Genomic DNA, 20019 nt, shown 5'->3' with positions numbered 1-20019 from the left:
CATGGCGACGACGCTGACCAAGGGGCCGTCGCAGACCGCGGCCCAGCACGCCCGCCCGTCCAGGCGCCGCATCGGGGAGCGGCCCAACTGGCTGGGCGGCGCGATCAGCTGGCTCTGGCTGCTCGTCGTGATCGTGCCGATCTACTGGATCGTCATCACGAGCTTCAAGTCGCAGAGCAACTACTACGCCGAGAACCCGTTCGCGCCGCCGTCCGAGCCCACCCTGGCCAACTACCAGATGGTCATCGAGGCGGACTTCATCCGCTACTTCGTCAACAGCCTGGTGGTGGCGGTCGGGGCGGTGGCGCCGGCGGTCGCGGTGTCGTTCATGGCGGCGTACGCGATCGTGCGCGGCGGCGGGAGCCGCTTCCTGCGCTCCACGAACTCGCTGTTCCTCATGGGGCTGGCCATCCCGCTCCAGGCCACGGTCATCCCGATCTACCTGATCATCATCAGGCTGCACCTGTACGACACGCTGCTGGCGCTGATCCTGCCGTCGATCGCGTTCGCGATCCCGCTGTCGGTGCTGGTGCTGTCGAACTTCATCAGGGACGTGCCGAAGGAGCTGTTCGAGTCGATGCGGCTGGACGGCGCCAGCGAGTGGGGCACCCTGTGGCACCTGGCGCTGCCGCTGACCCGCCCGGCCGTGGTGACGGTGACCATCTACAACGCGCTCACCATCTGGAACGGCTTCCTGCTGCCGCTGATCCTGACGCAGAGCCCGGAGCAGCGCACGCTGCCGCTGGCGTTGTGGAGCTTCCAGGGCCAGTACAGCATCAACGTGCCGGCGGTGCTCGCCTCGGTCGTGCTGACCACGCTGCCCATCCTCGTGCTGTACGTGCTGGGCCGCCGCCAGCTCCTCGCGGGCCTCACCGCCGGGTTCGGCAAGTAGCCTGGGCGCGTGCACGACGAGATCACCCGCTGGCTCGCCGGGCGGGCGGTCCCGCTCGACGGGCTCGCCCCGTTCCGCGCCGCGCTGGACGGCGTCCGGCTGGCCGGGCTGGGCGAGGCCACGCACGGCAGCGCCGAGTTCTTCTCCCTGCGCCGCCGCCTCACCGAGTTCCTGGTGCGGGAGCTGGGCTTCACCACCGTCGCGATCGAGGCGAGCGCGGCGGCGGCGCGGGCCGTGGACGAGCACGTGCGCACCGGCCGCGGCGACGCCAGGCAGGCGGTCGCCGGGCTGGGCTTCTGGACGCTGGACACCGCGGAGATGCTGGCCGTGGTCGAGTGGCTGCGCGAGCACAACCGCACCGCCGAGCGGCCCGTGGGGTTCGCCGGCGTCGATCCGCAACATCCGGGCGCGGCGCTGCGGACCCTGCGCGAGCTCCTGGACGGGGCGGCCGGCGACCTGCTCGACCCTCTGGAGGTGCTGGCCCGGTCGCGGTGGGGGCGCGACGAACCCCTGGGGCCCGAGGTAGAGGCCGCGGCACGACGACTGACGGAGCACGTGGCCGAACACATGGCCGGAGGCACGGCCGGGCACACGGCCGAGCACACGGCCGCGGACATGGCCGGGCGCGGCCCCGGCGAGGTCCTCAAGGCGGTCCGCGAGGCCGCGCGCGTCGTCGGCCAGGCCGCCGAGCTGTCGTGCCGTCCCTTCACGCACGCCGACCCGGCGCTGACCCTGGGCGCGGCCCGCGACCGCCACATGGCGGAGAACGCGAGCCTGCTGCTCGCCGAGCCCGGCGCGAAGGTCGTCCTGTGGGCGCACAACGGCCACGTCGGCAAGGGCCGCATCGGCGGGGCACCCACCATGGGACGCCACCTGGCCGACGCGCACGGCGCGGCCTACTACGCCCTCGGCGCCCTCTTCGGCTCCGGCGCGTTCCGCGCCATCCCCAGGTCCCGGCTGCGCCGCCGGCCCCGGTTCCTCCGGTTCGGCTCTCCCCCGCCGGAGGACCGGCCGACGACGCGGACGTTCCGGGTGCCGCCCGCGGGGACGCCGCTCGCCGTGGAGACGCGGCTGGCCGCCGCCTGCCCCGCCGACCACGTCGTGGACCTGCGCGGCGGGGAACGGCCGGCCGCCGTGGCGGAGTGGCTGGCGGGCACCGCGCACCTGAGGGCGTTCGGCGCGGTCGCCGGCCGGCTCACCGCCAAGTTCGCGTTCATGCCGGTGGTGCCGGGCGAGGAGTTCGACGGCCTGGCCTTCGTCCACACCGCCACCGCCTCCACCCCGCTGGCCCAGCTCACCGGTAGGCGGCGGCCTGGAGGGTGTAGAGGTCGGCGTAGAGCCCGCCCCTCGCCATGAGCGCGTCGTGGCCGCCCTGCTCGACGACCTCGCCGTGGTCCAGCACGTAGATGCGGTCGGCGAGGCGGACGCTGGCCAGGCGGTGGGTGATGAGCAGCACCGTGCGGCCGTCCGCGTGACCGCGGATGCGCTCGAACAGCGCGTGCTCGGCGCGGGCGTCGAGCGCCGCCGTGGGCTCGTCGCAGATGAGCAGGTCGGCGTCGCGGTGGAAGCCTCGGGCCACGGCGATGCGCTGCCACTGCCCGCCGGACAGCTCCTGGCCGTCCTTGAACCGGCGGTCCAGCAGGGTGCGGTAGCCGTGCGGCAGCCCGGCGATCACCTCGTCGGCGCCCGCCACCGTCGCCGCCGAGTGCAGGGCCCGCTCGCCCTTGTCCGCGCCCATCGTGATGTTGTAGCGGGCGGTGAGCGGCCAGCGGGTGTGGTCCTGGGCGATCACGGCGGTGCGGGCGCGCAGGGCCTCCGGGTCCACCTCGCGCAGGTCGGTGTCGTCCCAGCGGACGGTCCCCGTGTCGGGCTCGTACAGACCGGCGAGGATCTTGGAGAGGGTGGTCTTGCCCGATCCGTTCTCGCCGACGAACGCGACGATCTCGCCCCGCTTGATCTCGACGGAGACGCCGCGCAGCGCCGGCTTCTCCGCGCCCGGGTAGGTGAAGGTCAGGTCCTCGGCGGTGATGCGGTCGAAGCCCTCGGGGGCGGGCCGCGGGCGGGGCGGCACCAGGCGGCGCTCGGCGTCGGCGCAGAAGCGCAGGAAGTCGGTGAAGTAGAGCCCCTGCTCGTACAGCATGTTGGTGGTGAACAGCAGGCTGGACAGCGAACCCTGGGCCGACCGGATCGCGAGGACCGCCGTGCCGGCCACGGCCAGCGGGATCGCCCCGGCCGCGAGCAGCACGCCGAGCGCGACGTAGACGAGGGCACTGCCGAGGCCGCCGAGCGCCTGGCCGGCCAGCCGGGTGAAGGTCTGCCGCCTGACCAGCTTGAGCATCTCCTCCTGCTCGGCCCGCGCCACCTTGTCGTAGACGCGCAGCAGGAACGCGCGCATGGTGAAGGCGCGGACCTCGGCCGCGCACTCACGCTCGGCCAGCAGGCGGCCGATGATGTACTTGCGCCGGCGGGCCGGGACGAGCCCGTGGACCGTGGTGTAGCGCTGGCGGGCGGCGCGGATCGCGGCCCAGGCGTCGGGCAGCACGGCCAGCGGGAGCAGCGGCAGCAGCGCCGGGTGCAGCACGCCGAGGACGCCGGCCGCCGCCGCGATGCTGACGAGCGAGGTGACGACGTCGACGGCGGCGGACACGACGACGCCGACGACGCCCGCGCCGTGGCCCTCGGCGCGTTCGAGCGCGTCGTGGAACTCGGGGTCGTCGAAGGCGACCAGCTCGACCCGGCTGGTCAGCCCGTACAGCCGTTCCTCCGCGGCCCGTTCGAGCTGCGGGCCGAGCCGCGCCTCGGCCCACCCGGCGCCCGCCTGCAGCAGCGCGCGGGCCACCGCGGCCGCGGCGACCAGGGCCAGGCTGGGCAGGGCGGCCATCACCCGGCCGGGGGTCGGGCCCTCGCTGAGCAGCGCGGTGAGCGCGCCGGTGGTGGCCAGCAGCCCGAACGCGGTGACGATCCCGCCGAGCAGGCTGAGCGTGACGGTGGTGACGGTGTCGCGCGGGCTCGCCGACCAGGCCAGGCGCAGCGCCTCGGCGATGAGCGAGGGCAGCCGCCTGGCGATGGTCAGGAAGCCGATCGCGGCCATGGTGTCGTTGTGGACCTGGAAGGAGTAGGGGGCGACCTCGCCGAGTTCGAGGTCCTGCTCGGTGGCGGGCCGGGAGCGGGGTTCGGAAGGATCTTCGGGCATGACGTGAGTGTGCCCGTCCGGACCGGCCGGCTCCCGGTCGGCGAAGGCCATAACACCGTGATAGGGGCAATCTGACAGGGTGTCGAGGCGCGGGGGCGCGCGTACCGTGACAGCCACCCCCCACCCCCGGAGGATCCCATGCCCCGACGCCTACGTCTCGCGCTCTCCCTCGTCCTCGGCCTCTCCCTGCTCCAGGTCGCCACCCCGGCCCGCGCGACCGCCCTGGTCACGGTGCTCAGGTACGACACGAGCCGGGCGGCCGAGTTCGTCTCCGCCGTGGACCAGGCCGCCCAGATCTGGAACGCGAGCGTGGCGAACGTCCGCCTGGTCAAGGGCACGCCCGCGCACTTCACCGTGATCGCCGACAACGGCTGGCCCCGCGCCCTGCCGACCAGCCTCGGCCGCGGCACGGTCTGGATGGGCCGCCAGGCCACCTCCCAGGGCTACCACCCGGTCCGCATCGCCGCCCACGAGATCGGCCACATCCTCGGCCTGCCCGACCGGCGCACCGGCCTCTGCACCGACCTGATGTCGGGCTCCAGCGCGCCCACGAGCTGCACCAACGCCTACCCGAGCGCCGCCGAGCGGGCGGCGGTGGACCGCGCCTTCGCGGGCTCCGCCGCTCCGCTCGTCGAGTTCGGCCGGCTGCACGAGTTCGACCGGTTGCACGCCGGCCGCTGACGCCTCAACCGCAGCGGTAGCCGTCCGGCAGGCGCGTGTCGCCGGCCGGGCGGCTGCCCTGGAAGCCGAAGGACGTGCTCGCGCCCGGCCCCAGCGATCCGTTGTGCGGGGCGTTCCTGGCGGTGACGGTCTGCCCGCTCGCCGTCAGGGTGGCGTTCCACGAGCCGGTCACCTGGTGGCCCGTGGGCAGCGTGAAGGTCACGGCCCAGCCGGTGAGCGCGCTCGTGCCGGTGTTGGTGACGGTGACCTGGACGACGTACCCGTTGCCCCACTGGCTCTGCACGCTCGCCGTGACCGAGCAGCCGTCCGTCCCTCCGTCGGGGCGGGTGGTCACGGCGACCGTGGCCGAGCGGGGCGAGCGGTTGCCCGCCGCGTCCCTCGCGTACACGGCGAAGGTGTACGCGGTGCTCGCGGCGAGGCCGCTCACCGTCGCGGCGGGCGTGGCGGAGGAGGCCACGGCCGTCTCGCCGGAGCCCGTCACCCGGACCACGTCGTAGCCGGTCACGCCCACGTCGTCGGTGGAGGCGGCCCAGCTCAGCCGCACCGACGACGAGGTGACGTCGGCGGCCGACGGCGTGCCGGGAGCGGTGGGCGGCGTCGTGTCGCCGGGCGTGCCGTCGTAGGTCAGGCCGAACCCGTACGGGAACAGCGGCGTCTTGCCGTCGCCGTCGTTGATCGGCTGCTGGGAGGCGCTGTTCATCCAGGTCATGGGCAGCTTGCCGGTGGGCTTGACCGCGCCGAACAGCACGTCGGCCACCCCCTGGCCCTCGGTGCCCGGCAGCCAGGCGGCGACCAGCGCGTTCCAGCCGGGGAGCTGGGCGGCGACGTCCAGCGGCCGGCCGCTGACCAGCACGACCACGACCGGGACGCCGGCGGCGCGCAGGGTGGAGAGCGTGGCGAGGTCGGTGCTGTCGAGGCCCAGGGAGCCGGGCCGGTCGCCCTCGCCCTCCGCGTACGGCGTCTCGCCCACGACCGCGACCGCCACCCGGTAGGAGCCGTCGACGCCGCCGCCGTCGCGGCTGTAGGTGACGGTCGTGCCGGAGCCCGCGGCGTTCCTGATGCCCTGGAGGATGGTGGTGCCGGGGGTGATCGCGCCGGCCGAGCCCTGCCAGGAGATCGTCCAGCCGCCGCTCTGCAGGCCGATGTCGTCGGCGCTCTTCCCCGCCACGAAGATCTTGCCGCCGGGCGCGAGCGGCAGCACGTTCCCGCTGTTCTTGAGCACGACCTGCGACTTCGCGACCGCCTCGCGGGCGATGGCGCGGTGCGCGGAGGAGCCGACGGTCGCGGTGTAGGAGCGGTCGGTGAGCGGCTTCTCGAACAGGCCGAGCTCGAACTTCTTGGTGAGGATGCGGCGCACGGCGTCGTCGATCCGCGCGGTGCTCACCCGGCCGGCCTGGACCTCGGCCCGCAGCAGGTCGATGAACTGCCGCCAGGAGGTCGGCGCCATCACCATGTCGATGCCGGCGTTGACGGCCGCGCGCACGTCGGAGGCGGAGGCGCCGGGGGCGCCGTCGATCTGGTCGATGCCGTTCCAGTCGGAGACGACGAAGCCGGTGAAGCCCAGCTCGCCCTTGAGCACGGTCGTGACGAGGTACTGGTGGCCGTGCAGCTTGGCGCCGTTCCAGCTGCTGAAGGAGATCATCACCGAGCCGACGCCCTTCTCGACGGCGGCGCGGAACGGCGGCAGGTGGATCGCCCGCAGCTCGGCCTCGGAGAGCTGGGTGTCGCCCTGGTCGGTGCCGCCGGTGGTGCCGCCGTCGCCGACGTAGTGCTTGGCGGTGGCCAGCACGGAGGCGGGGCCGTTCAGTGCCGTTCCCTGGAGGCCGGTGATGAACGTCGTCATCTCGGACGGCAGTGCGGGGGTCTCGCCGAACGACTCGTACGTGCGGCCCCACCGGTCGTTGCGGGCCACGCAGAGGCAGGGCGCGAAGTTCCAGTCCACGCCGGTGCCGGAGACCTCCTCGGCGACCGCGCGGCCGATGCGCTGGACCAGGGCGGGGTCGCGGGCGGCGCCGAGGCCGATGTTGTGCGGGAAGATCGTGGCGCCCACGACGTTGTTGTGGCCGTGCACGGCGTCCACGCCGTACAGGATGGGGACGCCGAGCGGGGTGGCGAGGGCGGCGTTCTGGAATCTGTCGTACATGTCGGCCCAGGACGCGGGCGTGTTCGGCGAGGGCGCGGAGCCGCCGCCGGACAGCACCGAGCCGAGCCGGTAGGCGGTGACGTCGGCGGCGCTCACCGAGCCGCGCTCGGCCTGCGTCATCTGCCCGATCTTGTCGTCCAGCGACATCCGCGACATCAGGTCACCGACCCGGGTGGGCACCGGCAGCGTGGGGTCCTGGTACGGCAGCGCCGCCGCCGCGTACGCCCGCGGCCCGCCGCCCGGCGCTCCGGGCACCTCAGGCACGCCCGGCACGCTCAGCGCCGCGAGGGCGAGCACCGTCACCGCCACCCGCGCCGCCCACTTCCCGCTCGTGCTTCTCATGGCCCTCCACCCTCGGCTGCCTTTTTGGGAGCGCTCCCAAGCGCACTGTAGGTCACCGGCACCGCCGCGCCCATCCAGGCTGCCCGCCCCTCCCCCGGCACCAGCGCGAACGCCCCGGGGAAGGTGAAACTTTCACCTTCCCCGGAGACGGACGGTCCTATGACATCTCCGCTGCCAAGCGGACACAGGCGGGACAGGCCCGAGCCGTCCCCGGTGAGAATGGCAACGACCATCCGCAGATCGGCAGCGGATGTGCCGGCTCGCCGCAGAGACTCGTTCCGCTGTCACCGTGTACGGCATGCTGAACGGCGTCTCGTTCCAGGCCGGACAGTCCCAGCCGGTAGCCGTCTTCGGCGTTTGCCGGCCCGGCGTCCACGGAGTACACCAGCAGGTCATCCCAGTGAATGGGCCAGCGTCGTGCGCCACCGAGCGGTTCGCTGGGCTCGCCGTCGAGTTCCATGAGCGCCAGCGTGCCGTTGAGCAGGATGCCCACCACCGTGCCACGTTGCCCAAGAAGCCACGATGCGTACGCTCGTGTCCTGGCTGGGCTATGGAGCAAGCACCGTTCGTCCCGTAGGTGGGGGTCTACTAAAGGGCCCCGCTTTAGGGGGGCTAAAGTCGAGAGTAGAGCTCTGGCAAGGCCCTCGCAATAGGGGGCCTAAAGTGCGCCGAATGTCGGTCCCTGAGGAGGCAACGCCCGGATGGACTTGAAGACGCTGAGAGAAGTCGCGCAGGTCAACGATCCCGTGGAACGAGCCCGGATGCTCAGCCGACTCATGACCGAGGAGCAGGGATTGGTTACCGAGGCGGCCAAGATGCGCCGACAGGCCATCGCGGAGGCGCGGGAGTCCGGAATGAGCCTGGAAGAGATCGCCGGGCGGCTGGGAGTCTCGCCTGGACGCATTTCACAGATGAGAAAGGGGCCGACGGCTCGTGCGCCGGAGGGTCCTGCCTCGCCTGCCCCTCGGGTGCTGGTGCAGCGGGCGTTGCCGACCGAACCCGCGGTCAGGGGGTCCAAGTCCCTGTTCCTGGCGGAAGCGGAACGGCAGGGGCTCAAAGCTGATCGCCGGATGCTCTACGTCGGGCTCGAACCCGCCGGCGATCATGTCGCGGCCTGTCTGCGGGTCGAACCCGGTACGGACATCGTGGCGCGGCGCAAGATGATGATCGCGAACGACGTGCCCGTACGCATCGCGACCAGCTACTTCCGTGCGGACCTGTTCGGCGACACGAGGATCGCGGAGCCGGAGTTCGTGAAGCCGTCGCTTCAGTCCGCGCTGACCGCGCTCGGTTACTCGTTCGGTCACGCGGAGGAGAACCTGACCGCTCGTCCGCCGACCACCTTCGAGCGTGAGACGCTGGAACTCGAACCCGGTGAGTGGATCATCCAGGTGCTCCGCGCGAGCTACTCCACCGAGGACACTCCCATCCACGTCCTGGAGACGATCTGCGCGGCGAACCGGCACATCTTCTCCATCGGCCAGGTCTCCGGGTACGACGAGTTCTGATTGACGGCACAAGGGGAAACCCCCGCCCGGCGGGAGGCCGGACGGGGGTTTCAGGGGTCGAGCGTGATCAGCCGGTGAAGCCGATCGCCGTGTAGTCCAGCGTCTTGTAGCCGCGGGCACCCCAGTTGGCCAGCGTCTTCTTCGTCGCCTGGATGTCGGGGCGCTGGTACAGCGGAATCGTGTGCACCATGTCCCAGATGAGCTTGTCCGCGGCGTTGGCCAGCTCGATGGCCTTGGCCGGGTCCATCTCGTCCACCGCGGCCTGGATGGCGGCGTCGAGAGCCGGGTCACTGCCCTTGGGGAAGTTGCTCTCGGAGCCCGTCTTGTAGATCTGGGACAGGCTGCCGATGGGCAGCGGCGTGCCGATCCAGGAGAACGGCACCAGGTCGAAGTCGCCCTTGATGATGTAGTCCGTGAAGAACTTGTCGACCGGGACCGGACGGATGTTGACCTTGACGCCGGCTTCCTTCAGCATGGCCTGGACCAGCTCGCCCTCGGACTGCGAGACCGGGGTGCCGGTGGGGATGACGAAGGCCAGCTCGAGGTCCTTGCCGTCCTTCTTGCGGTACTCACCCTCCTGCTTCCAGCCGGCCTGGTCGAGGAGCTGCTTGGCCTTCTCCAGGTTGTACTTGCCGAGGTCGCCGGAGTTGTCGACGTAGCCCTTGTGGTTGTTCATGAAGACGTGGTTGCCGAGCGTCTGCAGCGGCCAGTCCATGTCCTTGAGGTCGGACTGCGTGATCACGTCACGGTTGATGCCGTACGCGATGGCCTGGCGGACGACCTTGTCCTTCAGGTTCGTGCTCTGGTTGTTGACCGTGATGTGCCGCCAGTTCGGGCTGAGCGCCTTGCGGATGTCCACGTTCGGGACCTCCTTGGCGCGCTTCAGCTCGGCCGGGGCGCCGGACGGGATCTCGACGCCGTCGATCTCGCCGTTGGCGAAGGCGTTGACCTGCGCCTCCGGCGACTCGATGCCACGGAAGATGATCTTGTCGAGCTTGGCCTTCTGGCCCCACCACTTGTCGTCACGCACGAGCGTGAGCGTCTTGGTGCCCTCGTTGATGGACTCGACCTTGAAGGGGCCCGCGGTGACCGGGATCTTCTGCAGGTAGTCCTCTTCGTACGCCTTCGCGCTCTCCATGTGCTTGGCCGGGAAGAGCCATGCGGTGGCGCGGGTGAACAGGCCCTGCCACTCGGGGTAGGGCTTGGTGAAGGTGATGACCGCGACCTTGTCCGAGTCGCCCTTCTCGACCGACTCGATCTTGTCCCAGCCGTCGGTGGAGGCCGGCTTGAACTTCTTGTCCTTGCCGCTGTTGGCCTTCCACTGCGCCTGAAGGTCCTTGTAGGTGATCGGCGTGCCGTCCGACCACTGCGCCTTCTCGTTCAGCGTGTAGGTGATGACCTGCTTGCCGGACGACATGTCGTTCTTGACGTCGGTCACGTAGTTCGGGTTCGGCGTCCACTGCGCGCCCTCGTCCGCCACCATCAGCTCAGGCATGATCGGGTCGAGCATGTCCGCCGTGTCGGCCTGGTTGCCGTCCACGTGGTTGCCGTTCCACTGCGTCGGCCACTGGCCGACGGCCAGGGTCAGCGTGCCGCCGTCCTTGACCTGCTCGTACGGCACCGGGTTGATGCTGATGGCCGGAGTCTGCGACATCTGCTCCTGAGCCTGCTGCGACTGCTCGGCGCTCGGCTTCTTGGCCTCGCCGCCACCCCCGCCACAAGCCGCGACGGCCAGGGCCAGAACCGCGATCCCCGCGGACGCCCGGTAACGAACCTTCACTTTTCCTCCTGATCGTCCGAGGCCGTGATGACCTCGATCTCCTCCGCGTAGTGGCAGGCGGCGCCGTGATCCACGGCGTTCGCCAACCGAGCAACCGAGGGCTCTTCGTCCACGCACCGCTGCCGCTCGGCCTCGCTCAGCCGGCCGGCGAACTTGGGGCAGCGGGTGCGGAACCGGCAACCCGTGGGCGGGTTCGCCGGGCTGGGCAGGTCGCCTTCGAGCAGAATCCGCTTCCGGGTGCGTTCCCTCTCGGGGTCCGGAAGCGGAATCGCCGACAGCAGCGCCTGCGTGTAGGGATGCGCGGGGTGGTCGTAGACCTCCTCGACCGTGCCGATCTCGGCGATCTTGCCGAGGTACATCACGGCCACCCGGTCGGCCAGGTGCCTGACCACGGCCAGGTCGTGGGCGACGAAGAGGTACGACAGCCCCAGGGTGTTCTTCAGCTCCTCCAGCAGGTTGATGACACCCGCCTGGATGGAGACGTCGAGTGCCGAGACCGGCTCGTCGAGGACGAGCAGCTTCGGCTCCAGCGCGAGCGCGCGGGCGATGCCGATGCGCTGGCGCTGGCCTCCGGAGAACTGGTTCGGGTAGCGCTCGGCGTGCTCCGGCGACAGCCCGACCAGCTCCAGCAGCTCCGCGACCCGGGCGCGCACGTCCTTGCGGCCGTGGGCGCGCAGCGGCTCGGCGATGATGTCCTGGACCGGCATGCGCGGGTCGAGCGCGGCCATCGGGTCCTGGAAGACGATCTGCACGTCGCGGCGGAGCTCCCGGCGCATGGCCTTGTCGATCTTGGCGCTGTCCTTGCCGAGCACCACGACCCGGCCGCCCTCCGGCGGCGCGAGCTGCATGATCTGCTGCAGCGTGGTGGTCTTGCCGCAGCCCGACTCGCCGACCAGGGCCAGTGTCTCGCCCTCGGCGATGTCGAGGGTGATGCCGTCCACGGCGTAGACCGTTCCGACCCGGCGCTTCATCACCGCGCCCTTCATGAGCGGGTAGTGCCGGATCATGTCCTCCAGCTCCAGGACCGTCGCGCGCTCGGCGCGCGGCACCCGGACCACCTCGCTCGGCGGGATCACCGGCACGGGGAACACGTCGGCGCCGGTCAGGCCCTTGTGCTCGATCTCGTGGGAGCGGATGCAGGCCACGCTGCGCCCGCCGCCCGGACCGAACGGGATGAGCGGCGGCTCCTCGTCGTCGCACATGTCCACCCGCATGGGGCAGCGCGGCGCGAACGGGCAGCCGGGCGGCAGCGCCGACGGCGAGGGCGGGTTGCCCTCGATCGGCACCAGCGGCCCCTCCTCGCCGTCCACGCGCGGGATCGAGGCGAGCAGGCCCATCGTGTACGGCATGCGCGGCCGGTAGTAGAGGTCGTCCACCGGCCCCTGCTCGACCGGCCGGCCCGCGTACATGACGAGCACCCGGTCGGCCATGCCGGCGATGACGCCGAGGTCGTGGGTGATCATCACGATGCCGGCGCCGGTCTCCTGCTGCGCGGTCTTCAGCACCTCCAGCACCTGGGCCTGGATGGTGACGTCGAGCGCCGTGGTCGGCTCGTCGCAGATGAGCAGGTCGGGGTCGTTGGCGATGGCCATGGCGATCATCGCGCGCTGCCGCATGCCGCCGGAGAACTCGTGCGGGAAGGCCTTGGCGCGCACGTCCGGGTGCGGGATGCCGACCAGGTCGAGCAGCTCGACGGCCCGCTTGGCCGCCTTGTCCTTCGGCATCCGCTGGTGGATGCGCACGGCCTCGGCGATCTGGTCGCCGATCGTGTAGACGGGCGTGAACGCCGACAGCGGATCCTGGAAGATCATGCTGATGGCCTTGCCGCGGATCTTGACCAGCTCGTCGTCGTCCATGCCGATGAGCTCGCGGCCGTGCAGCTTCGCCGAGCCGCTGACCACGGCGTTCGGCGGGAGCAGGCCCATGACCGCGAGCGAGGTCACCGACTTGCCGGAGCCGGACTCGCCGACGATGCCGAGCACCTCGCCGCGCTCGACCTCGTACGACACCCCGCGCACGGCCTGGACGCCGCCGGGGAAGGTGACGGTGAGGTCCTTGACCTCCAAGATGCTCACGAGTTGCTCCCGGGGTCGAGGGCGTCGCGCAGGCCGTCGCCGATGAGGTTCACGCTGAGCACGAGGAGCACCAGCGCGCCCGCGGGGAAGGCGAACAGCCAGGGGTAGCCGGTGGCGTTGCCGGAGCCGGCCGCGATCAGCGTGCCGAGCGAGACGTCCGGTGGCTGGATGCCGAAGCCGAAGAAGGACAGCGCCGCCTCACCGATGATCGCCGAGGAGACGTTGAGCGTCGCGTCGATGATCAGCAGCGAGGACAGGTTGGGCACGATGTGCCGGAAGATGATCTTCCAGCGCGGGATGCCCATGTAGACGGCGGCCAGGACGTACTCGCGCTCGCGGAGCGAGATCGTCATGCTCCGCACCACCCGGGAGGTGATCATCCAGGAGAACGCCGCGAGCAGCACGACGAACCAGAGCCACGAGCCGCCCGCCTTGAGGCGCGGCGAGATGATGGCGATGATCAGGAAGCTGGGCAGGACGAGGAGCAGGTCCACGCCCCACATGAGGATCCTGTCCGCCCATCCACCGAAATATCCGGCGAACGCGCCGACGATCGCGGCCAGCCCCGTCGAGATCAGCGCCACCAGGAGGCCGATCACGATCGACTTCTGCATGCCGCGCAGCGTGATCGCGTACATGTCCTGGCCGATCGAGGTGGTGCCCCACCAGTGGTCGGCGTCGGGCGGCGACAGGAAGGCCAGGAAGTCCTTCTCCGTCCAGGCGTACGCGCCGAAGTACGGGCCGATGTAGGCGGCCAGCACCAGCAGCAGCAGGGCGATGGAGCCGTAGCGGGCCTGCCGGTTGGCCATCAGGCGCCGCAGGACGACCTTGGAACGCATCTCAGCTCACCCGCACCCTCGGGTCGAGCGCCGCCACCAGCAGGTCCGACAGGAAGGCGGCGAACAGGACACAGATCGCGGTGAAGAAGGTCACCGCGGCGACGGAGTTGACGTCCTGGGCGTTGATCGCGTCGACCAGCCAGGCTCCCATGCCGTGCCAGGCGAAGATCTTCTCGGTGAAGGTCGCTCCCGTGAACATCGTCCCGAACGCGAAGGCGAAGTACGTCGCGGACGGGATCAGCGCGGTCCGCAGCGCGTGCTTGGTGAGCGCCGCCCTGCGGCGCAGGCCCTTGGCCCGCGCGGTGCGGACGAAGTCCTGGCCGAGCACGTCGAGCATCATGTTGCGCTGGATGCGGCTGTAGAAGGCGATCGAGCCGAGGCTCAGCGAGATCGTCGGCAGGATCAGGTGGTTCAGCCGGTTGAGGAACTGGTCCCAGCCCGTCAGCTGGGGGTTGTACTCGCCGGTGTACTCGATGAGCGTGAACCCGAGCCCGCGGTTCAGGTTGTACGTCGCGATCGCGAGCAGGGTCGCCAGCACGAAGACGGGGATCGCCAGCACCACGAAGGAGGAGACGCCTATTAACCGGTCGGTGAACTTGTACTGTTTCACCGCTGAGATGGCTCCCAGCCCGATGCCCACCGCGAAGCCGACCAGTGTGCCGATCAGCAGCAGCCGGAGGCTGACGAAGATCCGCCGGCCCATCTCGTCGTTGACCGAGCCGCCGTTCCAGGTCTTGCCGAAGTCCCCCTGCAGGACGCCCGTGGCCCAGGTCGCGTAGCGCTGGAGCACGGGAACCTTGTCGTTGAGGTTGTACATGTCGAGCGTGGCGTCGATCGTCGCTTCGGGGATCGGAGGCTGGCGGCCCTGGTACGCGGCCCGAGGGCTCATCGTGCTGGCGGCGAGCATGTACGCGAGACTGGCCGCCACGGCGACCAGGACCACGTTTATCGCCAACCTGCGTAGCAGGTACTTGCCCATTACTCTCCGTTCGCGCTGACGGGGGGCGCACCTCGGGGTGGAGAGGCGCCTCCGCAACGTAAAGCCGTCCGCCATCGGGAAATGACACTGACCGTGCAGACGGCGATCAAGGCGCAGAATATGGCCAAAAATATAACAGTCAGAAACTAGGTCACATAACGGTCAGATCACCAACAATAGATCGTGACACTTCTTGGACACTCCCTCCACACCCCCTCTGACCTGCGGAGACACCGACAAATTCGGCGCCCCAAAGGGCGTCGGGCGAGAGTTGTGTCACAGAATCCGGACATGAATTGCCGGGCGCCAAAGTGATCCACGTCATGGGGTCACGGCCGGGAATGTGCGGTCTCTCACGTCGCCTCCGCGCCCGCGACGCCGCCGGCCCACGGGAGCGGACGCGCGCGGAGGGCGGGGCGGCGCCGGCGAGGGGGTCCAGAAAGGGTCTTTGGTCCCTACCTGGCGTCCCAGGGGAGGCGGCACGATGGAAGGGTGATGTGTAACTCGATGGGCGGTTCCGGATGACGACGGCACGCGACCTCAAGGAACTGTCCGAGGCCGAGGCCCTGCGACGGCTGGCGTCCGTACCGTTCGGACGGGTCGTCTTCACCCTGCACGCACTCCCCGCGGTACGCCCGGTGAACCACGTCGTGGCCGACGGCCGGGTGGTCATCCGCACCAACCCCGGCACGGTGCTGGGCAAGGAGGTCGCGCCCGCCGCGGCCGTGGTCGCGTTCGAGGCCGACGACCTGGACCCGTACGAGCGGGTGGGCTGGAGCGTGATCGTCACCGGCATCGCCAGGCCGGTGACCGACCCCGAGGAGGCGGAGCGGTTCAAGGAGCTGCTCCAGCCGTGGGTACAGGGCGGCATGGACCAGGTGATCAGCATCCAGCCGGAGATCGTCAACGGCTTCGAGCTGGTCCCGGTCGACGACGCCTCCTGAGGTTCGCGCCCCGCCGTCCCGGCGGGGCCAAGGTCCCGTCCCCGGCGGGACGAAAGTCCCTGGCCTGGTGATCACCGAGGTCAGAGGGTGGTAGCACCAACCGAACGCGATCAACGCGAAGAAGGTGCTCGCCCATGAGGCACAGGCCCATCGCTCTCGACCCCGCCGACGTGCAGATCAAGATCCGTGGCGGGGTCCGGCCCGGTGACGTCAGGCGCGCCAGGCAGACCGTGGCCGAGCTGACCCGCCTCGCGCACGAGCCGGTGCTCGGCGCGAGGATCACGCTCGCCAGCGCGCCCGGCCCCGAGGAGCGCCGCACGGCGGAGGCCGTCCTGGACGTCCAGGGACGGCTCATCAGGGCCCGGGCCGGCGCGACCTCCACGCGCGCCGCCATCCACCTGCTCGGCGACCGGCTGCGTACGCGGCTGCTGGAGAGCGCCCGCGACTGGGAGAACCGCCGGGGACGCCACCACCAGAAGCCCCAGACCGTCCGGAGCGCCCCCGAGCCGCGGATCGTCCGGATCCTGTCGGCGGTGCGCGCCGTCCCCGACGAGGCGGTCGTGGAGATGGACCAGCTCGACCACGACTTCCTGCTCTTCGTCGACCCCGTGACCGATCAGGACTGCCTCGTCCACCGGACCGGCGACGGCTACCGGCTGGTGCGGCTCGACCCGCGGCCCGAGCTGCCCCCGCCGACCTGCGCGGCGATCTCGGTCGCCACGGAGCCCGCGCCCCGCCTGACCGTCGCCGCCGCCGTCGAGCGACTGGAGCTGGGCGGGTTCCCGTTCGTGTTCTTCGCCGACGCCGGCAGCGGCGCCGGGCGGGTCGTCCACCGCCGCGCGGACGGCACGTACGGCCTGACCGCCACCCTTCACACCTGACCGGGAGGCGCGCCTCCCTCACAACCGAGCACTGCCCGGTGTGGACACCCACACCGGGCAGTTCTCGTCCGGCCGGCCGGATCCTGAGCACCGGACAGCTCCCCGCCCTCCCCACCGCCCTGGTCAGCCCGCCCGGGGACCCCCGCACGCGGTACCCGGACAGCAGTGATGCCCGGCCCCTTCGAGGGGCCGGGCACCGGTGGGGCGGGGAGTCACTTGAGCCATGCGTTCTCGCGGACGATCCGCAGGTTGCCGAGGCCGAGGGTGGCGCCGGCGTTGGCGAGGGCCAGACCGGCCATGACGATCGCGTAGATGATGTGCTCGTCCATGAACGGGTTGGTGGTGAGGGGCAGCTCCGCCGCCCACATGAGGGCCATCATCAGGGCTCCCGCGACGGCCGCGATCCTGGTGCCGACGCCGAGGACGAGCGCGGCGCCGATGCCGAGCAGGCCGAGCATGAACAGCCAGTCCACCCAGACCTGTCCGGCCAGCGCGCTGAAGAAGCCGCCGAGGGCGTTCTCGCCGGTGCCCTTGAGGAAGCCGGTGGTGGGGCTGCCGCCGTTGACCCAGGCCTTGGCCGCCGGGGTGGCGAAGCCCCAGCCGAAGGTCTTGTCCAGGAAGGCCCAGAGGAAGACCCAGCCGATCGCGATGCGGGCGGCGGCCCAGACGTACTGGACGGGGTTCTTGGCGGGGGTGTCGGTGGTGGCGACGATTTCGGGGTGAGCGGCGCGGGGGTGGAAGATGGTCGCCATCGTGGGCTCCTCTGGGGGATCCGGCCTTTCGGACCGGTGTCTCTCTGACATCTCTATGACACCGTTTCCGCCGCCGAGATCGCAGAGCACTAGGGCCCGAAGCCCAGGGGACCTTGGGCAGGGACCTTGGTCATCCAGCGGCCTGGGGCAGCTTGTACGCCCGGCGGGCGGAACCCGCGAAGACCTCGGCCCGCTCCCCCTCCGTCAGTGCCGCGCACAGCTCGCCGGCGGCCTCCGCCACCTGCGCGTACTCGGCGGCCAGCAGGCAGACCGGCCAGTCGGAGCCGAACATCACCCGCTCCGGCCCGAACGCCTCCAGCACGACCTCCGCGTACGGCCGCAGGTCCCCGACCTTCCACGCCGTCCAGTCGGCCTCGGTCACCATGCCGGACAGCTTGCAGAAGACGTTGGGCAGCGCGGCCAGCTCCCTGACCCGGCTCCGCCACGGCTCCAGCTCGCCCGAGGCGATCGGCGGCTTCGACAGGTGGTCCAGCACGAACGTCAGCCCCGGCAGCGCCCGTACGGTGTCGATGGCGGCGGGAAGCTGGTGCGGCAGCGTGAGCAGGTCGTAGGCGAGCCCCGCGCCCTCGACGGCGGCGAGACCGCGCCGCACGTCCGGCCGGCCGAGCCAGGCGGGGTCCGGCTCGGACTGCACGCCGTGCCGCACCCCCACCAGCCCCGGCGGCAGCTCGGCGAGCGTGCCGGCCACGTCGGGGGCGGTCAGGTCCACCCATCCGACCACGCCCGCCACCAGGTCAGAACCGGCGGCCAGGCCCAGGAACTCGCGCGTCTCGTCCAGGTCCGCCAGCACCTGCACGAGCACCGTACGGCTCACCCCCGCGGCGGCGGCCGGCCCGGCCAGGTCGCCGAGCGTGAACGTACGCCGCACGGGCGCCATCGGCTCCGGATCGAGCCAGTCGTGCGGCCGGGCGGCGAGATCCCACACGTGGTGGTGCGCGTCGATGCGGTCCATGAGCGGCAACGTAACAGACGTCCCATGTCTGGGCCAGCGCGAGCGAGGCTTACCAGGGGTTTTCGCTCTTCGCGGGAAGATACGTCCTACGTTCGTGCCTTGGGCCGGGAAAAACAGAGGGCGTGATCAACATGATCACGCCCTCTGGGGGGCCGAAGCCCCGGAGTAGTCTTCGCCGCCCTCGACGGCAATTTCATGCTACCTCAATCACGCTGCGTACGACACCCTTATGCTTTGAGTAGTCGGTTGGCGCTCAGCCCAACCGGGTTCCCCCTTCGTACCCTCGAGGTCGCAGCATGCTGATCACGCCTTATGGGCGCGACTCCGCCTCCCCCTACTCCCGCCATATCGCCGCTCGTCTGCAGGACTTCTGCAACCAGAGGGCACCCTGGACACTCCGCCTGTGGGACGTCAGCGCCTTCCTCTCCCTGGAGGAGTTGCACGAGGCGGGCGGCTGGGTGGAGCGGCGGGTGCTGTCGCAGGCGGCGCTCGACTGGCAGCGGCACGAGCTGGAGCGGCTGCTCGGCGACGACCCGGCGCTCGGCACGAAGGTCTTCCGCCGCCGGCTCCAGGAATGCCTGCGTACGACGTTGACCGTGGCGAGCGACGGCCGCAGGAAGCTGCGCCACCTGATCGACGTCGGCCGCCCCGGCTATCTCGACCGCTGGGCGGCGTGCGTCGCCGGAGCGGACCCGCCTCCGCCGGAGAAGGTCGCCCGCGCGGTCGCCTCCCACCTGCTCGACAGCGGACACAGCATGGACGGCCTCAGCCGCTGGCTTCGCGACGGCAGGCTCGGGCTGTCGGCCGTGGACCTGATCACCGAGGCCGCGGCCCTGCTGACCCGGCCGCCGACGTCCTGGAAGATCGTCGTCCCGTTCGCCGACCTGCACGGCCGGGAGCTGACCGCCGGGCTCCCCAACTGGGTCGGCAGGCGTGAGGCGGCCGACCTCCTGGCCGAGGCGGGGACGAAGACCACCGCTCCGATCATCGGCGCTCTCTCCTACGAGGTCGAGGCGCGGGACGCCGAACGCGCCCTGGAGATCGTCTCGGACGTCGTCGAACGGCTCCAGGCCCGCGCCCGCTTCGCCGCCACCGGTTCGGTGTCCCCCTTCGACACCGCCGTCGTGCTGAACCAGCGCCGGGCGATGCCGCTGCGGATGCCCGCGCGCGGCGCGCGGGTTCTGTCCCTGGCGGCCGAGCGGCAGCTCTACGTGGTCGGCGCACAGCCGCAGCGCCTCGATGACCGGCGGCGCAGCGCGGTGGACGACGCGCTGGAGATCGCCTCGGCGCTCAATCACGGCCCCCTCGCTCCGGCCGTCGCCGGCGGGTGGAGCGCCCTGGAGTCGTTGCTGACCGAGGCCCGCGATCCGGACGAGCGCGAACGGGTCGTCGCCGCCGGCCGCGCCGCGGCGCTCGTGGCCTGTTCATGGCCGCGGGCCGAGCTGACCGCGCTCTCGCACCGCATCCGGCACGTGAGCGACGGCGACCTGGCCGAACGTCTGGATCGCTGCGGTTCCAACCGCGAGCGCGCCACCCTGATCGCCGCCGAGCTGGTCCAGGGCCGTTCCCTGCCGTTGGAACGTTCCTGGCGCCGCCGGAGCGACATCGCGGCGGTCACCAGGATGCACGCGCTGCTCGCCGACCCCGCGCAGGTGCTCGGCCGGGTACGCCGCTACGTCGAGGTCGCGCTGCGCCGCCTCTACCGCAGCCGCAACATCGTCCTGCACGGCGGTTCGACGGGCGGGGTCGCGCTGCAGCCGGCCCTCCGCGTCACCGCGCCACTCGTGGGGGCCGCGCTCGACCGGCTGGCGCACGCCGACCTCGTCGCGAGGGTCCCGCCGCTGGTCCTCGCGTCGCGGGCCGAGACCGCCCTGCACATGGTGGGCGACCAGATGGGCCCGGCCCTCTGCGACCTCATCGAATGACTCACGACTCCACGGGGTTCCCCGTGAACGCGGAACGTGGGCGGAGGCTGCGGCGGGAGTCTCCGGAGCCGGCCGCCTGGCTGGTGGGGATGTGGCTCGACGGCCCCGGCCT

General features: G+C 71.2%; 16 protein-coding genes. 7 read left to right on the top strand and 9 right to left on the bottom strand.

The annotated features are described in order from the left end of the window. Position 1 precedes the first annotated feature (1 nt). The gene (locus tag Nocox_RS12055; protein WP_020545979.1) at positions 2 to 892 is read left to right on the top strand and encodes a carbohydrate ABC transporter permease; all 891 of its coding nucleotides are present in this window, start codon (positions 2 to 4) and stop codon (positions 890 to 892) included. A gap of 9 nt (positions 893 to 901) precedes the next feature. Then, on the top strand, positions 902 to 2248 hold the full coding sequence (locus Nocox_RS12050) for an erythromycin esterase family protein (RefSeq protein WP_020545978.1): 1347 nt from the start codon (positions 902 to 904) through the stop codon (positions 2246 to 2248). On the opposite strand, the gene Nocox_RS12045 is transcribed toward Nocox_RS12050, so the two are convergent. After that, the gene (locus Nocox_RS12045; protein ID WP_157383345.1) at positions 2187 to 4085 is read right to left on the bottom strand and encodes an ABC transporter ATP-binding protein; all 1899 of its coding nucleotides are present in this window, start codon (positions 4083 to 4085) and stop codon (positions 2187 to 2189) included. The genes Nocox_RS12050 and Nocox_RS12045 overlap by 62 nt on opposite strands. 138 nt (positions 4086 to 4223) lie before the next feature. On the opposite strand from Nocox_RS12045, the gene Nocox_RS12040 reads away from it, so the two are divergent. Next, positions 4224 to 4766, top strand: coding sequence for a snapalysin family zinc-dependent metalloprotease (locus tag Nocox_RS12040; protein ID WP_020545976.1), 543 nt, complete (start codon positions 4224 to 4226; stop codon positions 4764 to 4766). A 4-nt stretch (positions 4767 to 4770) separates the two neighbouring features. On the opposite strand, the gene Nocox_RS12035 is transcribed toward Nocox_RS12040, so the two are convergent. Then, entirely contained in the window at positions 4771 to 7251 is a 2481-nt protein-coding gene (locus Nocox_RS12035) for a glycoside hydrolase family 3 N-terminal domain-containing protein (RefSeq protein WP_084685843.1), read from the bottom strand. Between the two features lie 157 nt (positions 7252 to 7408). Further along, on the bottom strand, positions 7409 to 7747 hold the full coding sequence (locus Nocox_RS12030; protein ID WP_157383344.1) for a hypothetical protein: 339 nt from the start codon (positions 7745 to 7747) through the stop codon (positions 7409 to 7411). 205 nt (positions 7748 to 7952) lie between these two features. Here Nocox_RS12030 and Nocox_RS12025 point away from each other — a divergent pair, with 205 nt between their 5' ends. Continuing rightward, positions 7953 to 8759: a UTRA domain-containing protein gene (locus Nocox_RS12025; protein ID WP_020545974.1), complete on the top strand. Its 807-nt coding sequence runs from the start codon at positions 7953 to 7955 to the stop codon at positions 8757 to 8759. A 67-nt stretch (positions 8760 to 8826) separates the two neighbouring features. On the opposite strand, the gene Nocox_RS12020 is transcribed toward Nocox_RS12025, so the two are convergent. Genes Nocox_RS12020 through Nocox_RS12005 form a run of 4 tightly spaced genes read right to left on the bottom strand, consistent with a single transcriptional unit; the run spans position 8827 to position 14432 of the window. After that, on the bottom strand, positions 8827 to 10539 hold the full coding sequence (locus Nocox_RS12020; protein WP_020545973.1) for an ABC transporter family substrate-binding protein: 1713 nt from the start codon (positions 10537 to 10539) through the stop codon (positions 8827 to 8829). Further along, positions 10536 to 12614 carry a dipeptide ABC transporter ATP-binding protein gene (locus Nocox_RS12015; RefSeq protein WP_020545972.1) on the bottom strand — a complete coding sequence of 693 codons (2079 nt, stop codon included), beginning with the start codon at positions 12612 to 12614 and terminating at the stop codon, positions 10536 to 10538. Before Nocox_RS12015 ends, Nocox_RS12020 begins: the two co-directional genes overlap by 4 nt. Then, positions 12611 to 13453: an ABC transporter permease gene (locus Nocox_RS12010; RefSeq protein WP_020545971.1), complete on the bottom strand. Its 843-nt coding sequence runs from the start codon at positions 13451 to 13453 to the stop codon at positions 12611 to 12613. The genes Nocox_RS12015 and Nocox_RS12010 overlap by 4 nt, the downstream gene beginning before the upstream one ends. Position 13454: 1 nt before the next feature. Further along, complete coding sequence (locus Nocox_RS12005; protein ID WP_020545970.1) at positions 13455 to 14432, bottom strand: ABC transporter permease; 978 nt, start codon at positions 14430 to 14432, stop codon at positions 13455 to 13457. Positions 14433 to 14953: 521 nt separating this feature from the next. Here Nocox_RS12005 and Nocox_RS12000 point away from each other — a divergent pair. Both Nocox_RS12000 and Nocox_RS11995 read left to right on the top strand, forming a co-directional pair. Next, positions 14954 to 15376 (top strand): pyridoxamine 5'-phosphate oxidase family protein, encoded by a 423-nt coding sequence (locus Nocox_RS12000; RefSeq protein ID WP_020545969.1) that lies wholly within the window; start codon positions 14954 to 14956, stop codon positions 15374 to 15376. 134 nt (positions 15377 to 15510) lie between these two features. Then, the gene (locus Nocox_RS11995; RefSeq protein ID WP_020545968.1) at positions 15511 to 16257 is read left to right on the top strand and encodes a sigma 54 modulation/S30EA ribosomal C-terminal domain-containing protein; all 747 of its coding nucleotides are present in this window, start codon (positions 15511 to 15513) and stop codon (positions 16255 to 16257) included. 212 nt (positions 16258 to 16469) lie between these two features. Here the strand turns inward: Nocox_RS11995 and Nocox_RS11990 are convergent, their stop codons facing one another. Both Nocox_RS11990 and Nocox_RS11985 read right to left on the bottom strand, forming a co-directional pair. Further along, entirely contained in the window at positions 16470 to 17009 is a 540-nt protein-coding gene (locus Nocox_RS11990; protein ID WP_020545967.1) for a DoxX family membrane protein, read from the bottom strand. A gap of 130 nt (positions 17010 to 17139) precedes the next feature. Then, positions 17140 to 17982: an amidohydrolase family protein gene (locus Nocox_RS11985; RefSeq protein WP_020545966.1), complete on the bottom strand. Its 843-nt coding sequence runs from the start codon at positions 17980 to 17982 to the stop codon at positions 17140 to 17142. A gap of 296 nt (positions 17983 to 18278) precedes the next feature. Here Nocox_RS11985 and Nocox_RS11980 point away from each other — a divergent pair, with 296 nt between their 5' ends. After that, the gene (locus Nocox_RS11980; RefSeq protein WP_026214922.1) at positions 18279 to 19907 is read left to right on the top strand and encodes a hypothetical protein; all 1629 of its coding nucleotides are present in this window, start codon (positions 18279 to 18281) and stop codon (positions 19905 to 19907) included. Positions 19908 to 20019 lie beyond the last annotated feature (112 nt).

The sequence above is a fragment of the Nonomuraea coxensis DSM 45129 genome, from assembly GCF_019397265.1.
GTDB classification, from domain to species: Bacteria; Actinomycetota; Actinomycetes; order Streptosporangiales; family Streptosporangiaceae; genus Nonomuraea; species Nonomuraea coxensis.
The sequence above is the reverse complement of the archived record's forward strand: the minus strand, read 5'-3'. Positions and strand labels throughout refer to the sequence as shown.